The sequence below is a fragment of the Clostridium tanneri genome (genome assembly GCF_033659955.1).
Classification (GTDB): Bacteria; Bacillota; Clostridia; order Clostridiales; family Clostridiaceae; genus Clostridium_AM; species Clostridium_AM tanneri.
The window spans coordinates 43,020-69,645 of record NZ_JARUJP010000006.1; the positions used below are offsets into that span (position 1 = coordinate 43,020).

Below are 26,626 nucleotides of genomic sequence, written 5' to 3' on the forward strand. Positions count from 1 at the left end.
GAGTAAACATTATTTATAGTAAACTGAAATTATTTACTAAATATAAAGTAGGATATGAAAGGAAGGATTGTTATATATGATTATAACCTCTGAAAGAGATTTAGAAGCTTTAAAAAAAATAGGAAGAATAGTAGCATTAGCCCGTGAAGAGATGATTAAAAATATTAAACCAGGTATCACCACCGCTGAACTTGATCGCATTGGTGAAGAGGTCCTCTCTAAATATGGTGCAAGATCTGCTCCAAGATATGAGTATAATTTTCCTGGTGCCACCTGTATAAGCATAAATGAAGTGGCAGCCCACGGAATACCAGATGAAAGAATTGTTAAGGAAGGAGATTTAGTTAATATTGATATATCTGCAGAGTTAGATGGTTATTTCGCTGACACTGGTGTTACTATAACCGTTGAACCTTCATCCTCATTAGCCAAAAAACTTTGTGAATGTTCAAAATCAGCATTTTACAAGGCTATGGAAAAGGTACGTCCTGGTGTTAAACTTAATCAAATAGGGAGAGCAATCCACAATGAAGCTAGGAATAATGGCTTTACTGTAATTAAGGATTTAACAGGTCATGGTATTGGAAAAAGGCTTCACGAAGAACCGGAGTATGTTCCAAACTTTTTTGATAAGTCACAGGATTATCTGCTAAAAGAAGGACTTGTACTAGCAATAGAACCATTTATCTCTGCTGGCTCTGAATTTACTGTAGAAGAAAAGGATGGTTGGACATTAAGAACTGAAGATAAAAGCTTAGTTGCCCAATATGAGCATACAATAGTAGTTACCAAAGGAGAACCTATTATTATAACCGAACTATAAAAGTATGATGGGACATAAAAGTTTAGGTACACTGAACACCGATGTTCAGTGCACCTAACTTTTGTTATGCAATAAGATGCTACTTAGTAATCTCTCCATGCTGTATTAAATTACAGTTATCTCCTATACAAAACACCCTATTTCTTCCCATTTCCTTTGCTTTGTAAAGTGCCTGGTCAGCTTTACTGATTAACCTATTGGCATCTGTAACAGTATCTGGATATGTAGCAACTCCAATTGATACAGTACAGCTTACTTCTAACCCATTTTGCAATAAAAATTTATGTCTTTTTATTGCCATTCTAATCCGTTCCGCTACCCATGAAGCCTTCATATAGTTGCTATCTGGCAAGAGGATAGCAAACTCTTCTCCACCAATACGTGATATAACATCATCAGGACTGCATACATTGCTTAAAACTACTGCTAATTGTTTAAGAACAGCATCTCCTGCAGGGTGACCATAACTGTCATTAATCCTTTTAAAATAATCTATATCAATTATTAGTATTGAAAATCTATCAATATCCTTGCCCACCCTATCAGTTAAGTTATCAAACAATAAATTAAATTCTCTCGAATTACTTAAACCTGTTAAAAAGTCTTTTGTTGACTGTTCCTTAAACTTGGTGAAGATAACATAGGTCTCTTCAGCATATTTTATCACATGATATATAGCTAAAGATGCTAGGATAGAGGTAATCCAAAACTCTAAAACTGTATTGTATAATTGATCAGATCCCTTTAAAGTAATCCCTAGCTTAATTGTAAATAACATAACGCTGAATAAGCACATGGCTGACCATTTTTCCCAAAGCCTTGCAGTTAACTTTGATATAGCTCCATTCCCAACAGCGCTTAGCATAATAGCTGTTACAGCTAGTATTGTTGAGAAATTCACCTTAAATAAAAGTATCCTAAACAAAGCTATTATAACTGCAGTAACTATAGCTGGGAAGGTTCCTGCATAAATGGCCACTATGATTACTGGAATAAACCTCAAGTCTACTAAAGAATTTACACTAGGCTGAATGTTTAATGTCATTAGAATCACTCCTAAGACTCCTCCTATTATTCCTGCTGTATATCTTATTTTCACCGAAGACTTATGATTTACTGGAGTATCCTTAAAAAATATAAAGCCTAAAAATATAAAAGAAATTAATATACTTATGTTAACAAATAAATCTCGCAGCATTTTCCCACCTTCTCAATTATCATGTTATAATTTATTCTTCGTCATTATTTCAAATTAATTAAGGTGTTTTTATTATATTGATCTATTTTGTCCCTATAATAAATATTCCAACAGCTAATGCTACCAAGATTAATACTAGGATAACAATAATTATGCTGCTAAATTTTTTTCCTTTTTTCCATGATATCCTTGCAAATCTAAGAGTAAACCACGCAATAATTATATAAATTAAAAGAAATATCCAAGTCATATTTATAAACCATCCTATAGTTACTGTTTTATATCCTGCTTCTCAGGCGGATTAAGTTGTTTACCAAAGCTTTTCAAGTTTACTTTATAATGAATTGTAATCTCAGCTTTAGGAAACTTTTTCATCCAATCGTAGCCTTTATAATCGTCATAGGTCAAAAATTTTTTCCTAGCTGCAAGCTCCCATAGGAAGGGATCTCCATTTAAGTCACGCTGTGATTTTTGTACTACCTTCATGGACTCCTTTTCTAAATAACTTTCTATTGAGTTTTTTAATATAGCTTGCTTATTCATATCTTCAGGATAGCTCTCAAAGCTAGGGATAGACAGTATATCAATTGAGATTGGTACAGTTACATCTATAACTGGAGCCCCTTCGGTAATATCAACATGAATCTTAGTTTTCTGTTGTTTTATAACCCTCCCTACAGTACGATACTTTTCATTTAATGGATCAGGAAAAGTAAACACCATACTCCTTACCTCTGGTTTAGGTCTTAAAATTGCAACTAATCTGGTTTCATCTCCAGTTAAACTCCCAATCATCCTTCCCTCTTTGAACACAGCAGAGCCTATTATTTCAGTAGGATTCCCTCCCTTCTTATTTACCTGACCTGGTAGAAAATCCGCCTCATTTTTTCCATCTTTATCAGAAAAATTTTTTGCAGTACCATAGGTAGTTAAAAAAAGACTTCCTCCTTCTTCAGTACGCTGCATAAATCTGTTTAAGTTTGAGTTAGGTGGAACCAATCCTGTATCCCTCCATCTTCTTGCCATAAACTGAAAGAACTTTTCAGGTCTATCCTCTAGGATAGGCTTATTTTGTCTAATAAAATCTTCAGCCTTTTCTCTAGATATCATTAAACTCATAGCACGTCTAATTTCCTTGTCCCGCAGCGATGACTCCAGGGCACGAAAAAATTCTTTAGTTTTTGCTAAATCTTCACCTACAACTAAAATCTTTGCATGGGAAAGAGATATTCTTCTTGTTACAGATACACTTACTAACTCCCTGGCAGTAAGAAGTCCTGGTGCTTCTACTGTTATAATATCTGACGGCTGACTGTTGCCACCACCACCCTGAGGTGTATTTCCACTACCTCCCCCAGCTTTAGGATTTGTAATTTGAAAGGTTATTCTCATCATTTTTTCACTACCCTTATCTATTCCAATGGCAGCAACATAACCCTGTTCCTCTATTTCAACCTTATCCCAACAGCCGCTAAATAGAGTTACCACCAATATTAAGATCATAAAAAAACTAACCTTTCTAAACTTCATTTTTACAATCTCCTTTCAATTTAGAAATGATTAAAAGGATAAAAGGTAGTGAATAAATAAAGACTAAAGCTATTTTTAACAAAAAGGTTTTTGCAACCTCAATTATATGGAAAAAGTTTTCTGGTATCATTCCAATAGCCATAGTCAACGCAGCACAAAGTGGAATTAGCGGTTCAAACTCTTCTAACCTTAATGTTTTCCCTAAAAAGGCTGCATCCATATAAATGTATACAGAAAAACGAATAATTGATCCTATAACCCAAAAGGCTAAAAAAAACGCCTCTAAATTTCCAAGAAATCTTCCCACATATATAAGTCTGGCAAGAGTTTGGTAAGGAAAATTTATAATTACTGCTGGGGGATAATCGAAAGCCATCATATATATTGCACAAAATGAAGAAATTACAAAGGTCACAAAGCCTAATCCTATAATGTTTGCAGTCTTATAGGAGTTATAATTTCTCACATAGGGAAAGAAAATAGTAAAAAAAATCACTTCACCAAAGAGAGTGCTATTAGTTATCCCACCCTTTATAATATTTTTGATACCACAACCGAAAATAGGAAATAAAAAACCAAAATTAAGATTCTTAATAACTAGTATTACATATATTGTCAACGCCAATGAAACATAAGGAAAACTAATCCATGCAAATCTTCCTATAGCCTCTAGACCATGGTAGGCAATTAAAGAACTGCCTACCATCAATATGAAATATAATACTATTACCGGTGTATTTAAGAAGAATACATTTGATAATATATCAATATAGCTTCTAGTATTAATTGCAGAAAATAGTATTATTAAAATAGTTAATGTACTACTTAGTATGAAACCTATATATTTTCCTGTTAGCTGATATATAATTTCTACTAGGCCTTTATTCTCATATTTTTTTAAAATCCTTAGAAGAATAAGAAGGCAAACGGAAGGGATAACTGATGATATTAACACCATCATCCAGGCAGCACTTTTAGCTTCCTTAAAAAGCAATGTTGGCGTTGTGTCTGCAGCCTGCATACCTATAGTAAAAGCAATCATTGCAAAAAACTCTCTAGTTCCAGTTTTATTATTAGGTTGCTTAAACAGAATAATCACTCTCCCTTCGGCTTCTTACTTCTGACCTTATCCATAGGCCTAAGGAATGAAGGCCTTAGTAATTGCTTCCATGCCGGCGGTCTAGTAATTGTATCTTTAGAAGATTTATAATAGGGAGCTATAGGTGAATTGAAGGGAACTCCAAAGGACTTTATGGTACTTAAATAGGTTATTAATACAGCAAAGCATACTGCCATTCCATAAAACCCCATTGCTGCTCCAGCAAATAAAAAAATAAATCTTCCTATTCTAATCATAAAATTTAAACTTGTTTCTGGAATCGCAAAGGATGACAAACCTGTTAATGATACAACGATTACTAGTATCGGACTTACAATATTGGCTTGAACTGCTGCCTGACCTAAAATAAGAGCTCCAACTATTCCAATAGTAGGCCCTATAGGAGTTGGCACCCTTACTCCTGCCTCTCTAATTAAATCAAAGGCTAGTTCCATCAATAGCACTTCAATTATAGCTGGAAAGGGAAGTTTCTCTCTGCTTGCTGCTATAGCAAGAACTAAATCTGTAGGTATCATATCAATATGATAGCTGCTTACAGCTATATATAGGCCTGGTGTAAGCAGTGCAATATAACAGGCTATCATTCTTAATAATCTTGTAAAATTACCATAGGCCCATCTTTGATATTGATCTTCAGAGGTATGAAAAAATGACCAAATAGTTACAGGCACTATTAAACTATAAGGAGCTCCTTCCATAAGCATTGCCACATATCCTTCTTCAAGAAAGGCTACCACCCTATCTGGCCTTTCTGTAAGTAGAACTGTAGGCACCAGAGAGTAGGTCTTATCTTCTATATACTGTTCCAATATTGAAAGATTTTTTACATTCTCCATACTAATTTTTGAAAGTCTTGCTCTTACTTCTTCTAGTAATTGAGGATTTGCAATATCCTTTATGTACATAATAAAAATCTCATTAAAAACTGTGGTATCGAGAATAATACTTTCCGAAATAAGCTTAGAATCCTTTAAGTGCTTTCTAATTAATGAACGATTAACAGAACAGGATTCTGTGAAGGATTCCTTTGGACCTTTTAGTGCATTCTCTGTAGTAGGCTTTTCTACAGATCTATGTTCATACTTTGTGGTGGATACAGAAATAGCCTCATTATGCCCCTTAATAAGCAGTATTGTATTTCCATTTATAATTTCATTTGAAATCTCTTTAAAGCTACTAACCTTTTTAACATTTCTTCCAGTTATAATACTTTTCATTAAAAAAGCACAAATATTTTCATTACTTTCGTTAGGCTCAGATTTTTCTAGCAGAGGCATAATAATGTGTTTTTCTATTATGTCCCCATTTACAGTGCCATGTAGATATAATATCTTTCCATCTATATTTATAGCCTTTATATGAATATCTCTGATAATAAAATCCTTATTTTCTGGATAAACAAAAATAGCCTTTAATTTGTTAAGATTATCCTCTAAGTCACTTCCTATAGGATCATTTTTCGCTCTCTCACCAACAACATTATTAGCAGATTCCACTACAAATCACCACCTTTTATAAAGCCTAGTTACATTCTAGTATTTACAAATAACTTAAATTAAATTATTAAATTGCGTCTAGTTTTTAACAAGTTATTAATTATTATCTATGAAATATTAACCAAGTTGTAACGGAATTGTGACAATTAAAGGATATTATATACTCATAACAAATAATAAGTTATAAAAATAAAAGCACTTAAAGGAGAGATAAAATGAAGAGTAAAAAATTAATGAGTAAAGTTATAACTGCAGTAGTAGCTGGAAGTGTTCTTCTATCAACAGGAAGCTTTGTTTTCGCAAAGAGTAGTGCAGATGGAACAACTGGAGATAATACAAAAAGACAAGAAACTAGAATTAATAAGAAAGTCTCAGCAGAAAATATGAAAACTGAGCTTGATAAGTTAGTTACTGCCGGAACTATTACAGCTGATCAAGAAACTAAAGTTTTAGATTATTTTAAGCAAAAAGACACTGAAAGACAAGCAGAGATGGATAAAATTAAAAATATGACAGAAGCTGAACGCAAAACTTATTTTGAAAATAATAAGCCAGCAGAAAAAACTAATTTTTTAAGTGAATTAGTTACATCTGGAACTCTAACACAGGAACAAGCAGATGCTATAGCCAAAGTAACCCATAGAGGTCCTGGGGGCGGAAAAGGACATGGAATGGGTACAGAAGGATTTAAAAACCAGCTTGATAAACTAGTTACTGCTGGAACTATCACACAGGATGAAGAAAATAAAATTTTGGATTTTATGAACCAAAAGCAAACCGAGAAAAAAGCTGAAATGGATAAAGTTAAGAATATGACAGAAGCTGAACGTAAAACTTATTTTGAAAACAATAAAAAAGAAAAAACTGATCTAACTGCTGAGCTTGTAACTGCTGGTATTATATCACAGGAAAAAGCTGACGCTATTAAAGCAGCTATGCCAGCAGCAAAGGACCATGGCCCTATGCAACAAAAACAAAGCAAGTAAAATAGGGACTTCTACAAAATTCATAAAAGTCCTATACAAAAACAAAAACCATGCATAAATAGGAAAACAAATTCCCTATATGCATGGTTTTTATTCATGAAAATTTATCCGATGACTACCTGCTTTCAGCAGTCCCTAGTTACTATTCTAGATTTTAAACTTTTCTATACTTTCTGCTAATCTCTTAGACATATCAGTTAAGCTATTTACCGTTCTATTTAACTCCTCTGCTGATGCCGTTTCCTCTTCTATAGCTGCTGTTACCGATTCAGTGGCTGCAGATATTTCCTGTGCATCGTTAGCAAAGCCCTGAATGTTGGATATTATTCCATCCTTAGATTCTACAGTACTGTTTAAAGTTTCATTAACAGATTTTACCTGAGGAACTATTTTCTCTGTTTCTAGTAGTATTTCTTTTAATGCATCTATAGTATTTTCTACTATTTCACCTTGTCCTACAATAAAATTAGAGGCAACTTCTGAAGTTTTAGAAAGCTCCTTTGTATTACTAGTAATAGTGCTAACTATTGTATTAATACTCTTTGAAGAGTCTAAAACCTGTTCAGCCAGTTTTCTTATTTCATCAGCTACTACTGAAAATCCTCTTCCTGATTCCCCAGCTCTAGCAGCTTCAATTGATGCATTTAACGCTAATAGATTTGTTTGTTCTGCAACACTGGTTATAACCTCTGTAACAGTGTTAATTTTATTAACATTATCGTTTAAAACTTTAACCTTATCAGTAACATATAAAAATGTTTTCTGCAGCTGTTCCACTGCCTTATTAAGTTCTTCAATCTTTACTGTACCGTTATCCGCCGAAAGCTTTATTCTATTACTGCTATTTGTAACTATATGAAGCTCATCAACTACCTTAACTAGATTTTCGGAAAACTCTTCTAAAAGTTGCAGCGTCTCAACAGTCTTATCTGATTGTCTTGTTGTACTCTCCGTAACCTCTGTCATTGAAGCAGCTATTTCTTCACTAGAAGATGCTACTCCATTACTAGAAAGGGCTAGATTTCCAGAAACTCCCTCAAGCTCTGAGGCTGCTTCTTTAATTTTTTCAATCATAGTTCTTATAACCTTTATTGTATAATTCATACTATCAGACACAAGAGAAGTTTCATCTTTTCCTGTAGATTTAAACTGAACTGTTAAGTCTCCTTCACTTACCTTTTTCAAATCTGCTACCATAGCCATTATAGGTTTCGCAAACCTTCTTGAAACTATATAGGATACAAGTACTGCAAGCGCTATTATAATTATTATAAATAAACTTACCTTCTTTAGTATGGTAATAGGCAGTTCTTCAACTTCTTTTAAAGAAGTTTGAATTATTAGGGCGCCTTTATCCCCAGACTTATCTTTAAATGGAACTATAGTTTCATGAACAAGTTCCTTGGTTTCACCGCCTTTCTCATCATGATGAATGGCTTGTCCACTCTTAGTAACTGATAAAGCCTTTTCTGTTGCAGTATTCCCAATGTCGTTTTTGCTTGTACTTACTATAATTTTATTTTCTTGGTTAACTATTGCCATATAGGATACATTTTTGGCATCTTCCTTGCTATGCTCTATATATTTTTGTATGTCTTGTAAGTTGTCTGTTTCATAGCTTTCTATACCATTCTCTATAGATAAAGCTAGGTTTAATGCATCATTTGCCACCTGTGTGGTAAATAATTTTCCAAACTGTACACTCATTAAAGTTACTGTATAAGCAATGCATACTAATGAAAGTGTAATAAATCCAATACTCATTTTTCGTCTAAAGGAACTAAACATTGATTCCCCTCCTGTCTTAGCTATTTATAAATTCAACTGTTAAAATCTATAAGCTTTAATATAGTTAATATAGTTAACTATATTAACTATATTAATTATAATCTTACCTAAAATAGAAAGCAATAGATTTAATAGTTAATTATTAAAAATGAGGGAAAATTCCAGCATTATTAGCTACAACTTCCCCCCTCTATAAATAACTTACAATTTAATAATTCTCAACAAATACTTCAAAATATCCCTGTGGATGTATGCAAGCAGGACATACTTCTGGAGAGCTCTCTCCCTCATATATATATCCGCAGTTATTACATTTCCATAGAACTGAACTGTCCTTTTTAAACATAGTATCATTTTCTATATTGCTAAGTAACTTTCTATATCTAGCTTCATGGTGTTTTTCAACTTCAGCTATTTTTCTAAAGGATACCGCTACTGATGTAAATCCTTCTTCCTCAGCTACTTTTGCAAACTCTGGATAAAGTTCTGCCCATTCTTCATTTTCACCATTTGCTGCAGCTAGTAGATTTGATTTAGTATCTCCTAGTGCTACTGGATATGATGCAGTTATCTCCACCATTTCTCCATCTAAACTTCCTTTTAGATGTTTAAAAAATACCTTTGCATGCTCTTTTTCATTTTCAGCAGTTTCCATAAATAGATTATAAATCTGTACATAACCTTCCTTTTTAGCTGCAGATGCATAATATGTATACCTAGTTCTTGCCTGTGATTCTCCAGCAAAGGCCTTCATCAAGTTTTCAGCAGTTTTTGTTCCTTTTAATGACTTCATCCTATCTCCTCCATTTTAAATAATCTAGTATTTGTTTATATTCAACAATGTACTTGAAAATCCTTCTTATTTAATAATACTTATATGTGAATATAATGTTAACTTTACTATTTGTTAATGAAGTAACTGTTAATATCCCTTTAGTTTTCTATCTAAAGAACTACTTTCTCGATAAACAATGATAAATTTTCCATCAAATTATATATAACAGGCTTTCCATTTTCCATAACCCCTATCATTGGCCTTGTTGGGAAGTTCTTGTTTTGTAGTACAACTACTCCTTCTACACCGTTATTTAGCTTTACAAATAATCCGTTTGGATAACAATACACAGAATTAATAAACTCCTTAAATATTTCATCATTAAATTTTCTACCAGCTTGACTAGTAATATATTCTATTGCCATACTAGGTAATGCAAAACTTCCAGATTGCAATAAATTGTTATATTCATTACATATAGCAACTATTTTTGCAAATTCATGAATCTTATCCCCTTTAATCTTCTCCGGATAACCTGTCCCGTCTTCACATTCATGGTGATGTAAAATGCACATGTAAGAAGTTACCGGTATGTGAGTTTGGCTTTTTATAAATTCATATCCTAATAGGCAATGCTTTTCCCCTTCATCAAATAATTTTCCCACATCGTGAAGCATAGCACCTACAGCTAATTTCTCAAGCTTGTCTCTACTATAATTTTTATTCATTGCTACTAATAAGGAAAGTATAGCTACATTAATAGAATGAATTACTAATTTTAATTCTTCATCTTTCTGTCCTATGTTACTAAGCAAAAATGAGTTTTCCGATACATCTAGGTTATCAATAATCCTATTAGCAATGTTGATAATCTTTTTTTCGTCAATAGTCTTATTCTTTTTTATATTATCGTATATAATCTTTAACTCTCTAATTACCTCAAGTCTAATAGGAGTATTTAATATTTCCTTTAAATTTATATCATCATTTTCATCTTTAATATAAACCGTATCTATTCCTACTTTTTGTAATATTTTTATATTGCTTTCAGTTATTTTTATACCTTCACTTGCATAAATCATACCACTAGATAGGTATACTGATACTGCTAATTCTTTTCCTACTATACTCTCATTTAATAAAGTAAGCCTCATAGTAATTTTACATCTCCTTACATAAACAGAATTCTTGGCTTCAAATAAGGTATTGCCCCCACTGAAGGTTAGAAGTGATTATCCACCGTCGCATCCGCTCTTTATTCCTGCCTTAAAGAGTATGATGGTATTAGGGCAGATAGTGATTGCATAAACACTTTAATAACTTTATTATAATAATATTTATGACAATTTTCTACAACTATTTATTTATATTAATGATTTACGTAAAAAATATCTTATTTCTTTTCTATTTTTAAACTAGTTAAATTTATTGCACAATCAACTTGCATTAGGTTGATAAATTGGATTGTTTTTATAATAACTATTAGATTTTTTGACATAAAGTGATATAATAATATTTAACTATATTGTATAAATATAATAACGGTGGATATAAAAACACCTAGGTTCTTAACCTTGTTTTATATATATTTGACTAAATTGAAATTGCAGAAAAGAGGGATACAAATGAAAAGTTTAAGGGTTAAACTTCCTATTGTGGTAAGTGCATTATGTCTAATTTGCCTTCTACTTTCACTTACTATTAGCTATTATATTTCTTATAACACAGTTATCAAACAAGCTCAGCAGCATTCTATTGTAACTGCTGAAAAGTATTCTGAACAGCTTAATGGCTGGCTTACACAGCAGGGTGAGATAGTTGAGGAAATGGCAAATGATCTTCAGTATTATGATTCTTACGACAGTGATAGGTTATTAAACTACTTTATAGCAAAGCAAAAATCAAATCCAAATGTATTATGTTTCTACATAGCCTTTAAAGATAAAAGTATGATATCCGGTGATGGTTGGATACCTCCCGCTGACTATAATCCAGCTGAAAAAGACTGGTATAAACTAGCTTTAAATAGTGATAAGATAGCTTATACCAAACCTTATTTAGATTCAACTACTAAGAAAATGGTTATCTCTATTTCAAAATCTATTAAAAAGGATGGCTCTGTAATAGCAGTAGCTGCTGCAGATATTTATGTAGATTATTTAACTACAGTAGTTGAACAAGTTAAAGATGTAGAAAATAGTTATGGTTTTTTACTTGACGCTAGTTATGATTTTATAGTTCACCCAAATAAAGACTTTCAATGGACAGAGGGTAACTCCAAGAATATGTCACAGGTTGTAAATGGATTATATAAAACAATGGTTAGCAACATCCATAGTGGATCAACTAAAGTGTTTTTACAGGAGGACTATGATGGAAAGGAAAAATGCTTTGTTTATGAACCTTTAAAGTCCACTGGTTGGATTATTGGAATTTCAACGCCTGTAGAAGAATATAAGAAACCACTGAATTCATTGATTAAAGGGTTTATTGCAGCATTGATTATATCCCTTTTAATATCTATTGCTGTTACTATATTTGCTACAAATAGATTCTTAAAAGGAATTTTAATATTAAATAAAAATACGAAAAAGCTTGCAGAGGGAGATTTGACAGAAGAAACTACTTTTTATAGCAAGGATGAAATAGGAGATCTTAGCAGAAGCTTTAATTCTATGATATTAGATTTAAAAAAGATCATAGAAAACATTATTTCTACCTACACTTCAGTAAATACTGCATCTGTAGAACTTAAAGACCAAGCCAAATTTGTAGCCAATATGTCTACAGAAATTTCTGGAGCTGTAAACGGAATTGCTGCAGAATCAACTAATCTTTCCGTAAATGTCAATAGCGGAAAGGAGTTTTTAGACAACTTTGCTAATAAGTTAAACGTAATAAATAATAACATTACAGAAATAAAGGAAAAATCTGATCATACAAATGAAGTTGTACACGGTGGTCTATATAACTTAAACTATTTAAAGGAACTAGAAAACAAAAATATTGAACAGTCTGAAAAGATCTATGAAATAATAGGTGTATTTAATGAAAATGTAAAGGAAATCGAAAGTATGACTGCGTCTATTTCTGGCATTGCCACTCAGACAAATTTACTTGCTCTTAATGCTTCTATAGAAGCTGCACGGGCTGGCGAGCATGGAAAGGGCTTTGCTGTAGTTGCGGAACAGATAAGGAAACTAGCTGAAGAATCTTCCAGGGCAGTTAAGAATATAGATGAGTTGCTAAATAAAGTAAAATCTGAATCTAAACTATCTGAAGATATTAAAAATCAATCTATAGAGCTAGATAAGAATAGACAAGCTATTAATGATAGTATATTTAAGGACTATAATAATATAGAACTGAATATAAACTCAACAATTAATAGTATTGAGCACGCATATTCGCAGATTAACAGTATAGATAACGACAGTAATCAATTAAAACTTCTTATGCAAAATATCCTAGACACTTCCTCAGAATTTAATGCTGCAACAGAAGAAGTTTCTGCTTCTACAGAAGAACAAGTAAGTGTTATACAGTCAATAGTTGATAAGTTAGAAAATTTGGTTATATCTATAGAGTATCTAAATGAATCTGTAAAAAGATTCAAGATCAGAAAATAGAGTTAGGTTTTTACCTGACTCTATTTTTCTTATAACTTAATTACTGTTAAAACCCACAACTTTATCTCCTTCATCTCCCCCTGTAATCATTAAGAATCCTCCCTCAGTGCCATAATTTGATTATTGATAACTTTTACTATCCTAATTTATAATAACATCATAGATTTATATTAAGGATTAAAAGGAGGTCTTCAATGAAAAAAATCAGTTCTCTAATAATTGGTATTCTATTTGGAATAACTACAGTAGTTGCTCCTATTAAATCTGTCAGTGCCAATACAGTGCAAAATCCAATAACAAGAAGTGAAGCTGAGGAAAGAGCTTTAAAGATAATAAACTTAACATGGACATATGATAAGAATAAAAATGGAAACTTAGACCCAAAGTACGCTTCTTATGTAACTTCCCCAAGCCAATTTGATAATGTAACAACTGCTCAATTTACTGGTATACCTTATAACTGGGGTGGACAAGACTCCCTAGACTCAAAATCCATCAATGCTCCTTGGACAAACTTTTTAGACGGGGTTAATAAAGGTGCTTATACAGGAAATGTAAATACAGAAGCTGGACTGGGATATATATCAGGAACTGCCGGTATTGACTGTTCTGGATTTGTACAAGCAGTCTTTAATATACAAGATTATAAAATATCAACTTCAACTATGTTTGACAAATATTTTAAAAAAATAAGTTTAAATGAGCTTAAGCATATGGATATATTAAATAGAGCTGGAGATCATGTTTTAATTTTTGATAAATGGGGTACGTTAAACGGAATTTCTGGTGCTTATACCTATGAATCTACCTGGGAACAAATTTTTGGTGGAATTCAAGGAACAAAAAAATATTTTGTTACTATGGATGATATAAATAACGGCTATGTACCTGGCAGATATATAAATATTGTAGATGATAGTAACAGTTCAAATTCTTCACAGCAATCTTCTCAAAGTCCTGTTAAAGCTGGTCAGTTTGCTCAGGTGACAAAGGTCACTTATTCAGCATATTTTAAAGCGGCACCTTCTGATGATGCTGCCTTACTAGGTACTATTCCAAAGGGAACTATACTTTATCTAATTGACCAGGCCAATGGATGGTACCTGGTGAATTACAACGGAAAAACTGGATGGGTATGGGGTGAGCTTTTTACCTCTATACCAAGTGGTAAATATGTGACAATTAATAATGTGTATCAACTAAATATAAGAAGTAATCCATCAAGTACTGCTTCCATACTTGGAGTATTAGGTAAAAATCAATATGCAGAAGTACTAGACTACTCAAAGGATGGTAACTGGGTAAAGATTAAGATAAATGGAATAGAAGGTTTTTCATCTAGAAAGTATTTAAATTATATATACTAAATTGCTAAATAACCTTATTGCAAATTATAAATTTAATGGAAAAGAGCCAAGTACTAGTTATACTTGACTCTTTTCTATTAATCGTATACTATTTTAAGCCTTGTTCGTAAGCTTCAACCATCTTTTTAACCATGTTTCCACCTACAGATCCAGCTTCTCTAGCTGTTAAATCTCCATTATAACCTTCTTTTAAATCTACTCCTACCTCTCTAGCTGATTCCATTTTAAATTGATTTAATCCTGCCTTTGCCTCTGGTACTAATACTCTATTACTATTTCTATTTGCCATAATATGTTCCTCCTTATAATTTTGTTATTTTATGATGTTTCCTTGTTGTAATATAAGTTTGTGCAAATTTAGGCTTATTAAACTATTAAATTATTTGTAAAAATAGCAATAACTCCAATGAATAAATTTTATAAGTCTGGTTATACTTAATACTGTTGCTATAATAAAATTCCTTTAATTATATCCATAATTTAATCTAAAAAAACAACTCAGTTCACGCTGAGTTGTTTTTTTAGGTTATCCTCCCTAGTTAAATATATAAAATGACAATCTATAAAAGTCCCTAAGTTATTAAATAATTTTATAAGCATCCACTATGGTTTCATATAATAACACTAAGATACTATCAATTAATTCATCCTTTTTATCCTCAATACTTTTTTCCGAGTAGCAAATCTCCTCAACCTTTTTTAATAGTTTGTTTCTTTTTGACTGATGAATTTCAAAAAACTTTTCAACACATTCCTTACAAATCTTTTCGTTTTCAAATTCCTGTTCCATTTCTCTAAACCCTAGTTCTATTAAAGATAATACTTTGTAATATAACCTTTCCTTATTAGAATCATTTCCACTAATATCCTTGTCTATCTGTTCAGATATAAGTTTCCATGTCCTAAATTTTATATCTAGTAACATCCTAATATTCTTTTCCTTGAAATTTGGCAATTGATATTTTATAATATCATCAATTTCTATAATATCTTTTTCATTACTTCTTCTTGCCTCTAACACTTTATCGAAGCCTGCAATCTTTAAATTACTAACGATGATTGAAATGAAGTTTGATGGAATAGGTACTCCTAATATAGTAAGGTTCTCCAGTATACTTATGGTTTCTGATACAATAAGGAAGGCTAACATTAATTGGGATAACAGTGTAGTAGTAATAAAGGCAAGCATTCCAACCTCTAGCAGTCTTACGCTTATTATAGCTGTTGTATATAGTACTACCTTTTTAACAAACTTTAAAAAACCTCTGCTACCTACACGATTGTACTTTATTGCTACCTTTAATCCTAACATTGTATCTACAATAATTAAAATAAGTAATATTAAACTAGAAACCTGAAATGTACTTAAATCCTTTAATTTATCTAAAACTAGCAAAGAATTGAAGGTTTCTTGAAAAACTGAGTTTATTACAAACATCTGACTTCCCTACCTACAAATTTTAGTTTGTCCAACTATTTTAATTTATTATATGTTAGACATGAACATTTGACATATAATAAATAAAATAACTCCCCTAAATTTTAGGGGAGCTTCAACGTTATCTTTCTTTTATTCCTTCCTTTAGAGTATGCCATGGCAACACAGCACATTTTACCCTGGCAGGCATAGTTGAAATATTTCTTAAAGCTATAGCGTCTTCCAATTTTTCTAGTTGTTCCTCTTCTGTAATTTCCTTTTTAATCATACCTATGAAGGTGTTTACATATTCTAGAGCCTCTTTCTTAGATTTACCTTTAATAATATCTATCATTATAGAGGTAGATGCCTGAGAAATTGCACAACCACTTCCCTGAAAAGCTGCATCTTTAATAATATCACCTTCAAATTTAAGAGAAAGGGTTATATCATCTCCACAGCTGGGATTATGCCCTCTTTCCCTGCAGTCAGCATGCTCTAAATGCCTTTTATTATGATTACTTTGGTTGTGCTCCATAATTATTTCAGAATATATAGAACTAAGATTCTCCATACCCTAACCACTTCCTTACATTCTTTATACTTTCAATAAACATATCTACTTCTTCAATAGTATTATAAAAGTAGAAGCTTGCTCTGGAGGAAGACCCAATACCTAAGTACTTCATAAGAGGTTGTGCACAATGGTGACCAGCTCTTACCGCTACCCCATAGCTATCTACAATACTAGACACATCATGGGGGTGGACTCCTTCTATATTAAAGGATATAAGACCACCTCTATTATTTATATTCTTAGGTCCATACACAGTTATATACGGTATTTCTTTTATCTTACTTAGTGCATATTCTGTAAGCTCTTTTTCATATTCTGCAATGTTATCCATGCCCACTGATTCTAAATAATCTATAGCTGCAGATAGTGCCACTGCACCCTCAACATTTTGTGTTCCTGCTTCAAATTTAAAAGGTAACTCAGCAAAGGTTGAATTCTGCTCTGTAACATATTCTATCATATCTCCACCTCTTAAAAATGGTGGCATACTTAATAATAACTCTTCTTTTCCATATAGAACTCCAATCCCCATAGGCGCCAATGCCTTGTGTCCTGAAAAAACAAAGAAATCAGCATCAATATCTCTTACATTAACTTTCATATGAGGTACACTCTGTGCTCCATCAACTACTACAATAGCTCCCTTTTCATGGGCATATTTAGTAATTTCCCTTATAGGATAAATTGTTCCAAGAACATTAGACATTTGTGCTACTGCTACCAACTTTGTTTTATCGGTAATCTTGCTTTTATATTCTTCTTCTAAAAGTCTTCCTTCTTTATCAATATACATATATTTTAGTGTAGCATTTTTGGCCTTAGCCACCATCTGCCAAGGCAAAATATTACTGTGATGTTCAGATATAGTAACTACAATTTCATCTCCTGGTTCTATGAAAGTCATTCCATAGGTATAAGCAATTAGATTTAAGGATTCAGTAGTATTTTTAGTAAATATTATTTCTTTAGCTTTTTCCGCTCCTATAAAATTTTTAACCTTCTCCCTAGCTTCTTCATAAGCCTCCGTTGCTGCTACACTTAGATAATGAGCTCCTCTGTGGGGATTTCCGTTAAGCCTTTCGTTATAATTGGTTATTGCCTTAATAACAGATTTAGGTTTGTGAGTGGTAGCCCCATTATCTAGATAAACTAAATTTTTATTATTTACCTGTAGTGAAAGGATAGGAAAATCTGACCTTATCTTATTTACATCAATTTTGCTCATATTATTCCTCCAATTACAATTAGTTAACAATTAACATCATCTATAAGCCTCTTTTTTAACTCTTCTTCTAAAAACTCTCTTAGTTCTAACACTGGTACTTTCTCAAAAATCGGACTAAATCTGGCTTCTATCACTAGCTTCTCAGCTTCCTTTTCACTAAAACCCCTGCTCATTAGATAGAACAATTTAGCCTCGTCTATTTGTCCAACTGTTGCTGCATGTGCCCCTTCCACATCATCCTCTTCACATAATAGCATTGGAATTGAGTCTGTTTTTACTTTAGGACTTAGTAAAAGTACATCTTCTTCCTGTGATCCTTTAGATCTTGAAGATCCTTTTTTAAAATCTATATTACCTCTGAATACTTTTCTTCCCTCGTCCTTTACTACACCTTTAATCTCCATATTACTTTCACTTCTCATTCCTCTATGATTTGCTGTGTAGTAAATATCCTGCTTTCCGGTTCCATCCACAAGATATGCAGAGTATAACTGTGAGACGCTGTTGTTACCTTCAAGATTTGATATGTAGTTAGTTACGTTAATTTTACTTCCTAATTCAATTATTACCCAATTAACCTTAGCGTCCCTTTCCACAAAGGCAACATTGGAATCAAAATGCATTGATTTATCATTCATTCTCTGAACTTTGACTATTGTAACTTCTGAATTTTCCTTTGCAAACACCTTTGTAACCCCATTGTGAAACCCGTCATAGTAATCTTTTGTACTATAATCTATAACAACAGTTACCTTACTGCCCTTTTCTGCCACCACTATGTTATGATCTACAGTTGTAGGATTTTTTTCATCCATTTCAAAGCTCAGTCTAATAGGAGATTCTACTCTTTCATTCTCATAACTTCTAACATACACACCGGTGTTAAAGTTATATTCACCTAAGGCTATAAACTTATCTGATATTCCAAAGCTATCTTTTAAATTTATTAGCTCTTCTATGTCCTCTACTACCCATAATGCGTTTTTAGTTTCTAAAACTACTGCTTTGTCTAAGGTGTCGTTTTCTAAGTTTATATAGTCTTTATTAAAAGGTTCTATCTTAGGAAGGTGGAAACTTTCTAAATTAAAGTTATTCACCTTTAAATGTTTCCAAGCAGGAACCGCTGTCTGATTTAACTTATGGTTCTTTTCTTCATTTATTGAATTTAGAATTTCCGAAATATCATCATACTTATTATTTAAAGCTTCTCTCATACTAAGATTCATTTATCTCACCCCTTACCCTATAGTTCCTTCTAATTCTAACTTGATTAAATTGTTCATCTCCACCGCATATTCAAGAGGAAGTTCCTTGGCTATAGGTTCTACAAATCCCCTAACTATCATTGCCTTTGCTTCTTCTTCACTTAGTCCTCTGCTCATTAAGTAAAATATAGCCTCATCACTTATCCTGCCTATTTTAGCTTCATGGCCAATATCTATACTATCATTAGCAACACTTATAACCGGTACAGTATCTGATCTTGATTGGTTATCAAGCATTAAAGATTCACAAGATACTGTGGCTTTAGCATGGTGAGCATTTGGAGTGGCACTTAGAAGTCCTCTGTATAAGGCAACTCCACCATTTTTAGATATAGACTTTGAATTTATGGTAGAAGTTGTATGTGGTGCTGCATGGACTACCTTAGATCCAGTATCTAAGTGTTGACCTGATCCTGCAAAGGTGACTCCTGTAAATTCTGATTTAGCACCTTCTCCTCTTAAAATACTCATAGGGTAAAGCATTGACACCTTGGATCCAAAGGAACCGGATATCCACTCAATAGTTCCCTTTTTATCCACCACTGCTCTCTTTGTATTTAAGTTGTACATGTTCCTAGACCAGTTTTCTATAGTGCTGTATCTAAGGGTTGCTTCTTCCTTTACAAATAACTCTACACAACCAGCATGCAGATTGTTAACATAGTATTTTGGAGCAGAGCATCCTTCTATATAATGAATTCTTGCTCCCTTTTCAACTATAATTAGGGTATGTTCAAATTGTCCTGCTCCCGGAGCATTTAACCTAAAGTAAGACTGAATCGGTATATCCACTTGAATGCCAGCAGGTACATATACAAAGGAACCTCCTGACCATACCGCGCCGTGAAGGGCTGCAAACTTATGATCACTTGGTGGTACAAGCTTCATAAAATATGGTTTTACTAATTGCTCATATTCCTTTACTGCTGTTTCCATATCCATATAAAGCACACCTTGGCTGGTTAACTCTCTGCTTACATTATGATAAACAACTTCTGAATCGTACTGTGCGCCTACTCCTGCCAGTGACTGCTGCTCAGCCTTTGGGATTCCTAATAAATCAAAAGTTTTCTTTATATCTTTAGGAACCTCCTCCCAATCATGTTTCATATTAGTGTTAGGTCTAATATAGGTTATTATATTATCTACATCTAACTCTGTTAGATCCGGTCCCCAAGATGGCATAGGCATACTATTATATATTTCTAAAGACTTAATTCTAAAATCTCTCATCCACTGAGGTTCATTCTTCTCATCAGATATCTGTTCTATTATTTCTCTTGTTAGTCCTTTTTCTGTCTTATAACTGTATTGAAACTCATTTTTCATATCATAAATGCTGCGTTCTATATCCTCAATGTAAGTTTTTCTCTTTTCCAACTTCTACACCTCTTTTTTAAAAGTTTCTATAACTGCCCTCTTATTGAATCATATCCCTTTTCTTCAATCTCTTTTGCTAAAGAAATATCTCCAGTCTTTACAATTCTTCCGTCCATTAAAATATGAACATAGTCTGGTTTTAGATACTCTAACAAACGGTTGAGATGAGTTATTATAAGAATTGAATTTTCTTCGTTCTTTAATTCTCTAACACCTTCTGCTACAACTCTAACAGCATCTACATCTAATCCTGAATCTGTTTCATCTAAAATTGCAAGCTTTGGCTCAAGTAATGCCATTTGAAGTATTTCGTTCTTCTTTTTTTCTCCACCAGAAAACCCCAAATTTAAATATCTTTGAGCATAGTTTTCATCAATTTTTAAAAGTCTCATCTTTTCCTTTAGTACTTTCCTAAACTGTATGATATTTTGAACCTTTCCTGACACTGCCCCCTTTGCTGTGCGCAGAAAATTTTCTACTGTTATTCCTGGTACTTCTTCCGGATATTGAAAGGATAAAAACATCCCCTTTTTTGCCCTTTCATTTACCTTTAATTCATTAATCACTTCTCCTTGAAAAATTATTTCACCCTCTGTAATTGAATACTTTGGATGTCCCATTAATATATTTGCAAGGGTTGATTTTCCAGCACCATTAGGCCCCATGATTACATGTATCTCACCTTTTCCTATTTCTAGGTTCAATCCTTTTAGTATTTCCTTATTTTCAACATAGGCTCTTAAGTTGTTTATCTTTAACATCTTAGTTATCTCTCCTTTATAACCGAGTATTTTACTCTGAATTCAGATTAAAAATACTTATGTATTTTCTCTTCAGTGGATAAGTAGAAAAAGTATATCCTTATTTTTATATAAAGGATTGGCGGCTATATCTCTACTTATATCCGACTATTTTAGTATGATTTATTTATATTTTACTACTAACTGTAAAAATAATCAATAATAATTGTTATTATTTGATACTTAGTTTTGTTTTATACTATAAGTGTAGAATTTAAATGTTAATTTTTGAATTTGTTACATGAAATTAATATTTATATTTCTAGACTACATAATTATATAATTTATGCTGTTATTGTACTTTATTCATTATTACTTTATAATTATATTGGAAGGTGTTGGTTTTTTAGGATTGTTTTGTAAATAGGCGCAAATGATATATTGCCTTTAAACTAACATATTATTTTCACTTTAAAACAATAAAACTTTACAGGGGTGATACAATGTCAAGGAAGGTTAAAAATCTAAAAATAGCAACTATGGTTTTTTTCTTAAACTTCTTATTAATAGCTTTTATGCTAGTTATTGGTATTCAAGGGTTTTGGAATATGAAAACAATAAATAACAATATGACTTCCATGTACGATGACAATTTAATACCCATATCAAGACTTGGCGGAATTAGAGGAAATTTTTTAAATATAAGGATTCAATTTACTAAGGCTTTTTTTCAATATGATACAACCGTTGATGCCAAGATAAAAGAATACGATGCAAATGTGCAAAAAAGAATAAAAGAGTATGAGTCTACTAATATCAAGCCTGAGGAAGCTGAACAGTTAAAGCTGTTCAAAGATAACTATTCTGAGTACATGAAAGCTTGGGAGCAGGCAAAGATTAAGCTAAGTAAGGATGAAAAGTTATCCCATGAAGATTACAAAGTCTTCTCTGATATAGGCACTAAAGGAGAGGATATTCTTGTAAAGCTAAGAGATTATAATGAAAATGCCGCTGATAAAACCAATAAAAGAAGTAACAGCATTTACTCTAACATTGTAAAACTTATGTTGGCCACATTCCTGATATCAATTGTCATATCTTTAATAGTAAGCTATCTTATATTGCAGATTATTAAAAAATCCTCTGAAGAGATGATAACAAATTTAGAAACAGTTTCTTCCGGTAATTTCACAATAAATATAGATGTAGAAAGCACAAATGAATTTGGAATTATGAAAAAATCTCTTTCGAAAACCGTTTCCAATATTTCCACCATAATTAAAGCTATTGAAGAGAAATCAAAAATCATTGACACTCAATCTGAAAACTTATCTACTATATCTGAGCAAATGTCGTCATCCTCTGAAAACATAGCTTCTGCAATAGAAGATGCTGCTAGAGGTACAAGCTCTCAAACTGAAGAATTAGTAAATATAACTGCTATACTAAATGAATTCAGCGAAAAATTAGACTCAATTGTGAAAGCAATTAAAAATGTAGATGTAAATTCTAAAGGAATTAGTTCAATGGCTAATGAGAGCAATAATAACATGAATATCCTAATTGAGTCTGTAAGTGAAGTAAGCGTAACCTTTAAAGAATTTATTGTTAAAATTTCAAGCCTTGGAGAAGATATAAACAAAATTAATGAGATTACAACCTTTATAAATAGTATTTCCGATCAAACAAATCTACTTGCATTAAATGCTGCTATTGAAGCAGCAAGAGCTGGAGAGGCTGGAAAAGGTTTTTCCGTAGTAGCTGAGGAAATTAGAAAGCTTGCAGAACAAAGCAAGGCATCACTGGAAAACATAAATAAATTAGTAAAAGGTATTTCTGATAACTCTAATATAATACTAAATTCAACGGATAAGATGAATAAAGAGTTAAATAATCAAATGAATATCATAGATATAACTACTAACTCCTTTAAAACAATCATAGAAGCCATCAATGCAATAATACCTCAAATAACTCACATTAATACCTCCACCATAGCTCTTAGTGCAGACAAAAATGTAATTTTAGAAAAAATAGAATCCTCTTCCTCTATATCAGAAGAAATATCTGCTTCCACAGAACAAGTTTCTGCTTCTGCTGAGGAGATGAGCTGTTCTTCAGAGGAAGTTGCCTCTTCTGCACAAAAACTTAGTAAAATGACAAAAGAAATGATGGAACAAGTTAATAGATTCAAACTGTAATGTTCAAAATCATGCCAAAATTAATTCTTAAAAATAATGTATTATAAAATTAAGACAAGCCTACTTTAAATAGCAGACTTGTCTTAACTCTTTATTAATCTCATATATTCTTCAGTATTTTTTAAAGGATTTAACTCTTCATCTTCTTTTATATACTTCACAAAGCCAGGATATAGTTTTACAGCTTCATATAAATCCTCTATTGCTTCCTGTAATTTATCTATATGTACATAAAAACAGGCTCTATTATAATAAAGAAAACCTTCTTCTGGATTATTATAAATTCCAGCAGTAATAATCCTTATTGCACTTTCGTATTCTTTTCTTTCTTTGTAGATTATAGATAAATTTAAGTAGCTATAGGCGTACTTAGAATTTTCTGATATAGAAAGCTTGTAGAAACTTATAGCTTCATCATATCTATTTAACCTTCCTAACACCACTGCCATGTTAAATAGAGCAAGATAATGATTGGGATCAATTTCTAAGCTGTGCTCTAGCATTTGTAGCGCTAATTGATACTGGCCTTGTTCTTCATATATAGCACTTAAATTAGTATAAGCCCAAAAATCTTTGCTATCCATATCTATAACTTTTCTGTAACAGTCAATGGCCTTTTCCTTCTGACCTATTTCATCGTAGGCTCCTGCAAGAAAAAAATAGGCTCTATTATATTTAGGATTTATTTCAATAGCTTTAAGATAATAATCTACAGCCTCTTTATATTGTTTTTTATTGTCATATATTATTGCTAGTCCGTAATAAGCCCTTTCATCCCTGGAATTAATTCTTAATACCTCTCTATACTTTTCCTTTGCAAAATCATATTGTCCTAACTCATCATAAAGCAGAGCCATGTCAATTAAAAGTTCTGTATCTTTGTTTCCATCCTTACAATTGTACGCTTTTTCATAAAAACTAAGAGCCTTATCTATTGACCTCTCACTATAAAACTTTTTAGCAATAACTTTATAATTATCTATTTTATATTTTTCACTATTCATACTGCTACCCCTTATTGAATTAAGTTAACATAATTATACTTCATATTCTATTATAATAACATAAGTAAATATATAAATTATCAAAGTTTTAGGAGTGCAAAACGTGATGACTGTATTGAAAAGAAAGAGAAAAATTGATATAGACTAGCAGTGGTTTATTTTTCCTGGACAGCCTAACGGTTTTAATTTATAAAAGCTATTGCTTTTTGTAAAATATCACTGTATAATAAACACATGTTAAATCTGATTAGTTTAATATGAATTAAATGCAGTGATCAGGAAAAGTAAACTATATGAATCATTCAGAGAGAAGCTCACTTGGTGTAAGAGCTTTATGTAGGATTATTGTTGAAGTGCCCCTGTGAGCATTAGGCCGAATCATAGTAGGCTGCTACGGGTTCTCCCGTTATAGAGATATGGTATTACTGTACCAAATTAAAGATGGGCATAAACATGCCTAATCAGAGTGGAACCGTGGAAGTATAATCTTCTGCCTCTGTAAATTATTACAGAGGTAGAAGATTTTTTATTTTGCAATAATAATCTTTTGCATTGTTTCTATGGCTACTACAATTAATCTATAGCTAAGCTACTTTCGCTTCATTGCATTACAACTATGTATCAATAAAGCAAGGTTTATACATAAGCTTAATAAAATTCAGGTAAATATTAAATTACCCTGAATTAAATCTTACAATATAACACAAGCGCGCAGTGATATATTGTAATCTAAATAAAAATATATTAATAGGAGTGAAATTTATGAATCCAAATTACTTAAGTTTGTTAGTGGCAGTATTGATGTTATTATTTTTGTATTTCTTAAAAAAGAAAAATGTAAGCTTTGGAAACAGAGTGTTGATTGGTATGGTTCTTGGTGTAGTAATTGGACTAGTATTTAAGAAGAATATTCAGTCCGTACAACCAATTGGTCAAATATATGTAAGTTTAATTAAGATGTTAGTAATACCTTTAGTTGTTCCTACAATAATCTCCAGTATTACTTCTTTAGATAGTACTGAAAAATTAAAAAAGGTTGGAACTAAAACCCTTGTTTGGCTTTTATCTACTACAGCTGTAGCAGCTATTATTGGAGTTGTAGTAGCTCTTGCAATGGATCCTGGTGCTGGTATTAAATTTGCGAAGGATGCAAGTTTTAAAGCTAGAGAAATCCCTACTTTCGCAAAAGTTTTATTAGACATGGTTCCATCTAACCCTGTTTCTGACATGGCTAATGCTAAGATTATTCCTGTAATAGTATTTTCAATAATAATAGCTGTTGCAATGACAATTGAAGGAGCTATAAATCCTGAAGTTGTTAAACCAGTTAAGAGTTTCTTTAACTCATTTTCTCGTATAATGTTTAGAGTTACAGATATGATATTAGAAATAACTCCTTATGGCGTTCTTGGACTAATGGCTTCTGTTACTGGACAATATGGAATAGCTACCCTTCTTCCATTAGGAAAGATGATTTTAGCGGTTTATATAGCTTGCATACTGCAGGTTGCCCTTGTACACGGAAGTTTATTAGCTTTTGTAGTTAAAGTTAATCCTATTACTTTCTTCAAAAAAATCTATGAAGCTCAAGTAGTTGCCTTTACTACAAGAAGCAGTTACGGAACTCTACCTGTTACTATAAAATGCTTAACTCACAAAGTAAAGATATCTGATAGAGTGGCAAGCTTTGTAGCTCCAATGGGAGCTACAATGGGAATGAATGGTTGCGGTGGTTTATATCCTGCAATTGCCGCTATCTTTGTAGCAAGAGTATTTGATGTTCCTATGACAATAACTGGCTACATACTTCTAGTAGTAGTAACTACAATAGCTTCAATTGGAACTGCTGGAGTACCTGGAACTGCTTCTATCATGGCTACAGTAGTAATGGCAGGAATGGGCCTACCTATTGAAGGTATTGCAATGCTTATGGGAGTTGACACAATAATAGACATGGCTAGAACTGCAACAAATGTAACCGGTGCATCAGTAGTATCTCTATTAGTGGCAAACTCTGAAGGTGAATTTGATAGAGAAGGCTTTAATAAAGAAGAAACAAAGGAATTCAAAGTAAGCGCATAGTAAATCTCAAAAGATAACTAGTT

21 protein-coding genes and 1 other annotated feature are annotated in these 26,626 nt (G+C 32.2%); of the genes, 6 read left to right on the forward strand and 15 right to left on the reverse strand.

Annotation, left to right across the window (positions count from 1 at the left end; genetic code table 11):
- Nucleotides 1-76 precede the first annotated feature (76 nt).
- Nucleotides 77-823: a type I methionyl aminopeptidase gene (map, locus tag P8V03_RS06695; protein ID WP_318797452.1), complete on the forward strand. Its 747-nt coding sequence runs from the start codon at nucleotides 77-79 to the stop codon at nucleotides 821-823.
- Nucleotides 824-902: 79 nt separating this feature from the next.
- Here map and P8V03_RS06700 read toward each other — a convergent pair whose 3' ends face one another.
- The 4 genes from P8V03_RS06700 to P8V03_RS06715 all read right to left on the reverse strand — a co-directional run bounded on the left by P8V03_RS06700 (nucleotide 903) and on the right by P8V03_RS06715 (nucleotide 6,167).
- On the reverse strand, nucleotides 903-2,021 hold the full coding sequence (locus tag P8V03_RS06700) for a GGDEF domain-containing protein (RefSeq protein ID WP_318797454.1): 1,119 nt from the start codon (nucleotides 2,019-2,021) through the stop codon (nucleotides 903-905).
- 270 nt (nucleotides 2,022-2,291) lie between these two features.
- Entirely contained in the window at nucleotides 2,292-3,551 is a 1,260-nt protein-coding gene (locus tag P8V03_RS06705) for a Ger(x)C family spore germination protein (RefSeq protein ID WP_318797456.1), read from the reverse strand.
- The gene (locus tag P8V03_RS06710) at nucleotides 3,541-4,650 is read right to left on the reverse strand and encodes a GerAB/ArcD/ProY family transporter (RefSeq protein ID WP_318797458.1); all 1,110 of its coding nucleotides are present in this window, start codon (nucleotides 4,648-4,650) and stop codon (nucleotides 3,541-3,543) included. The genes P8V03_RS06705 and P8V03_RS06710 overlap by 11 nt, the downstream gene beginning before the upstream one ends.
- Nucleotides 4,647-6,167, reverse strand: coding sequence for a spore germination protein (locus tag P8V03_RS06715; RefSeq protein ID WP_318797460.1), 1,521 nt, complete (start codon nucleotides 6,165-6,167; stop codon nucleotides 4,647-4,649). Before P8V03_RS06715 ends, P8V03_RS06710 begins: the two co-directional genes overlap by 4 nt.
- A 215-nt stretch (nucleotides 6,168-6,382) precedes the next feature.
- Here P8V03_RS06715 and P8V03_RS06720 point away from each other — a divergent pair, with 215 nt between their 5' ends.
- Nucleotides 6,383-7,153: a hypothetical protein gene (locus tag P8V03_RS06720; RefSeq protein WP_261672530.1), complete on the forward strand. Its 771-nt coding sequence runs from the start codon at nucleotides 6,383-6,385 to the stop codon at nucleotides 7,151-7,153.
- A gap of 147 nt (nucleotides 7,154-7,300) precedes the next feature.
- Here the strand turns inward: P8V03_RS06720 and P8V03_RS06725 are convergent, their stop codons facing one another.
- From P8V03_RS06725 to P8V03_RS06735, 3 genes are all read right to left on the reverse strand, one after another.
- Complete coding sequence (locus tag P8V03_RS06725; protein ID WP_318797463.1) at nucleotides 7,301-8,941, reverse strand: methyl-accepting chemotaxis protein; 1,641 nt, start codon at nucleotides 8,939-8,941, stop codon at nucleotides 7,301-7,303.
- 208 nt (nucleotides 8,942-9,149) lie between these two features.
- Nucleotides 9,150-9,734: a rubrerythrin gene (gene rbr / locus P8V03_RS06730; protein WP_318797465.1), complete on the reverse strand. Its 585-nt coding sequence runs from the start codon at nucleotides 9,732-9,734 to the stop codon at nucleotides 9,150-9,152.
- 152 nt (nucleotides 9,735-9,886) lie between these two features.
- A complete protein-coding gene (locus tag P8V03_RS06735) occupies nucleotides 9,887-10,870 on the reverse strand; it encodes an HD-GYP domain-containing protein (RefSeq protein ID WP_318797467.1) in 984 nt (327 codons plus the stop codon).
- Nucleotides 10,871-11,341: 471 nt separating this feature from the next.
- Here P8V03_RS06735 and P8V03_RS06740 point away from each other — a divergent pair, with 471 nt between their 5' ends.
- Nucleotides 11,342-13,345, forward strand: a complete 2,004-nt coding sequence (locus tag P8V03_RS06740) for a methyl-accepting chemotaxis protein (RefSeq protein WP_318797470.1) — start codon at nucleotides 11,342-11,344, stop codon at nucleotides 13,343-13,345.
- A 194-nt stretch (nucleotides 13,346-13,539) separates the two neighbouring features.
- Nucleotides 13,540-14,712, forward strand: coding sequence for an SH3 domain-containing protein (locus P8V03_RS06745; protein ID WP_318797474.1), 1,173 nt, complete (start codon nucleotides 13,540-13,542; stop codon nucleotides 14,710-14,712).
- A gap of 88 nt (nucleotides 14,713-14,800) precedes the next feature.
- On the opposite strand, the gene P8V03_RS06750 is transcribed toward P8V03_RS06745, so the two are convergent.
- From P8V03_RS06750 to sufC, 7 genes are all read right to left on the reverse strand, one after another.
- Nucleotides 14,801-15,001, reverse strand: a complete 201-nt coding sequence (locus P8V03_RS06750; protein WP_261672518.1) for an alpha/beta-type small acid-soluble spore protein — start codon at nucleotides 14,999-15,001, stop codon at nucleotides 14,801-14,803.
- Nucleotides 15,002-15,292: 291 nt separating this feature from the next.
- Entirely contained in the window at nucleotides 15,293-16,150 is an 858-nt protein-coding gene (locus P8V03_RS06755; RefSeq protein WP_318797478.1) for a phage holin family protein, read from the reverse strand.
- 121 nt (nucleotides 16,151-16,271) lie between these two features.
- Complete coding sequence (gene sufU, locus P8V03_RS06760; RefSeq protein ID WP_261672516.1) at nucleotides 16,272-16,703, reverse strand: Fe-S cluster assembly sulfur transfer protein SufU; 432 nt, start codon at nucleotides 16,701-16,703, stop codon at nucleotides 16,272-16,274.
- Nucleotides 16,690-17,931 carry a cysteine desulfurase gene (locus tag P8V03_RS06765; protein ID WP_318797482.1) on the reverse strand — a complete coding sequence of 414 codons (1,242 nt, stop codon included), beginning with the start codon at nucleotides 17,929-17,931 and terminating at the stop codon, nucleotides 16,690-16,692. The genes sufU and P8V03_RS06765 overlap by 14 nt, the downstream gene beginning before the upstream one ends.
- A 23-nt stretch (nucleotides 17,932-17,954) precedes the next feature.
- A complete protein-coding gene (gene sufD, locus P8V03_RS06770; RefSeq protein WP_318797484.1) occupies nucleotides 17,955-19,157 on the reverse strand; it encodes a Fe-S cluster assembly protein SufD in 1,203 nt (400 codons plus the stop codon).
- 12 nt (nucleotides 19,158-19,169) lie between these two features.
- On the reverse strand, nucleotides 19,170-20,576 hold the full coding sequence (gene sufB / locus P8V03_RS06775; protein ID WP_318797486.1) for a Fe-S cluster assembly protein SufB: 1,407 nt from the start codon (nucleotides 20,574-20,576) through the stop codon (nucleotides 19,170-19,172).
- 26 nt (nucleotides 20,577-20,602) lie between these two features.
- Complete coding sequence (gene sufC / locus P8V03_RS06780) at nucleotides 20,603-21,337, reverse strand: Fe-S cluster assembly ATPase SufC (RefSeq protein ID WP_318797488.1); 735 nt, start codon at nucleotides 21,335-21,337, stop codon at nucleotides 20,603-20,605.
- 482 nt (nucleotides 21,338-21,819) lie between these two features.
- Here sufC and P8V03_RS06785 point away from each other — a divergent pair, with 482 nt between their 5' ends.
- Nucleotides 21,820-23,517: a methyl-accepting chemotaxis protein gene (locus P8V03_RS06785; RefSeq protein WP_318797490.1), complete on the forward strand. Its 1,698-nt coding sequence runs from the start codon at nucleotides 21,820-21,822 to the stop codon at nucleotides 23,515-23,517.
- A gap of 83 nt (nucleotides 23,518-23,600) precedes the next feature.
- On the opposite strand, the gene P8V03_RS06790 is transcribed toward P8V03_RS06785, so the two are convergent.
- The gene (locus P8V03_RS06790; protein ID WP_318797492.1) at nucleotides 23,601-24,521 is read right to left on the reverse strand and encodes a tetratricopeptide repeat protein; all 921 of its coding nucleotides are present in this window, start codon (nucleotides 24,519-24,521) and stop codon (nucleotides 23,601-23,603) included.
- Nucleotides 24,522-24,783: 262 nt separating this feature from the next.
- Nucleotides 24,784-25,022 (forward strand) — a binding site (T-box leader).
- 261 nt (nucleotides 25,023-25,283) lie between these two features.
- Here P8V03_RS06790 and P8V03_RS06795 point away from each other — a divergent pair.
- Nucleotides 25,284-26,603, forward strand: coding sequence for a dicarboxylate/amino acid:cation symporter (locus tag P8V03_RS06795; RefSeq protein ID WP_261672510.1), 1,320 nt, complete (start codon nucleotides 25,284-25,286; stop codon nucleotides 26,601-26,603).
- Nucleotides 26,604-26,626 lie beyond the last annotated feature (23 nt).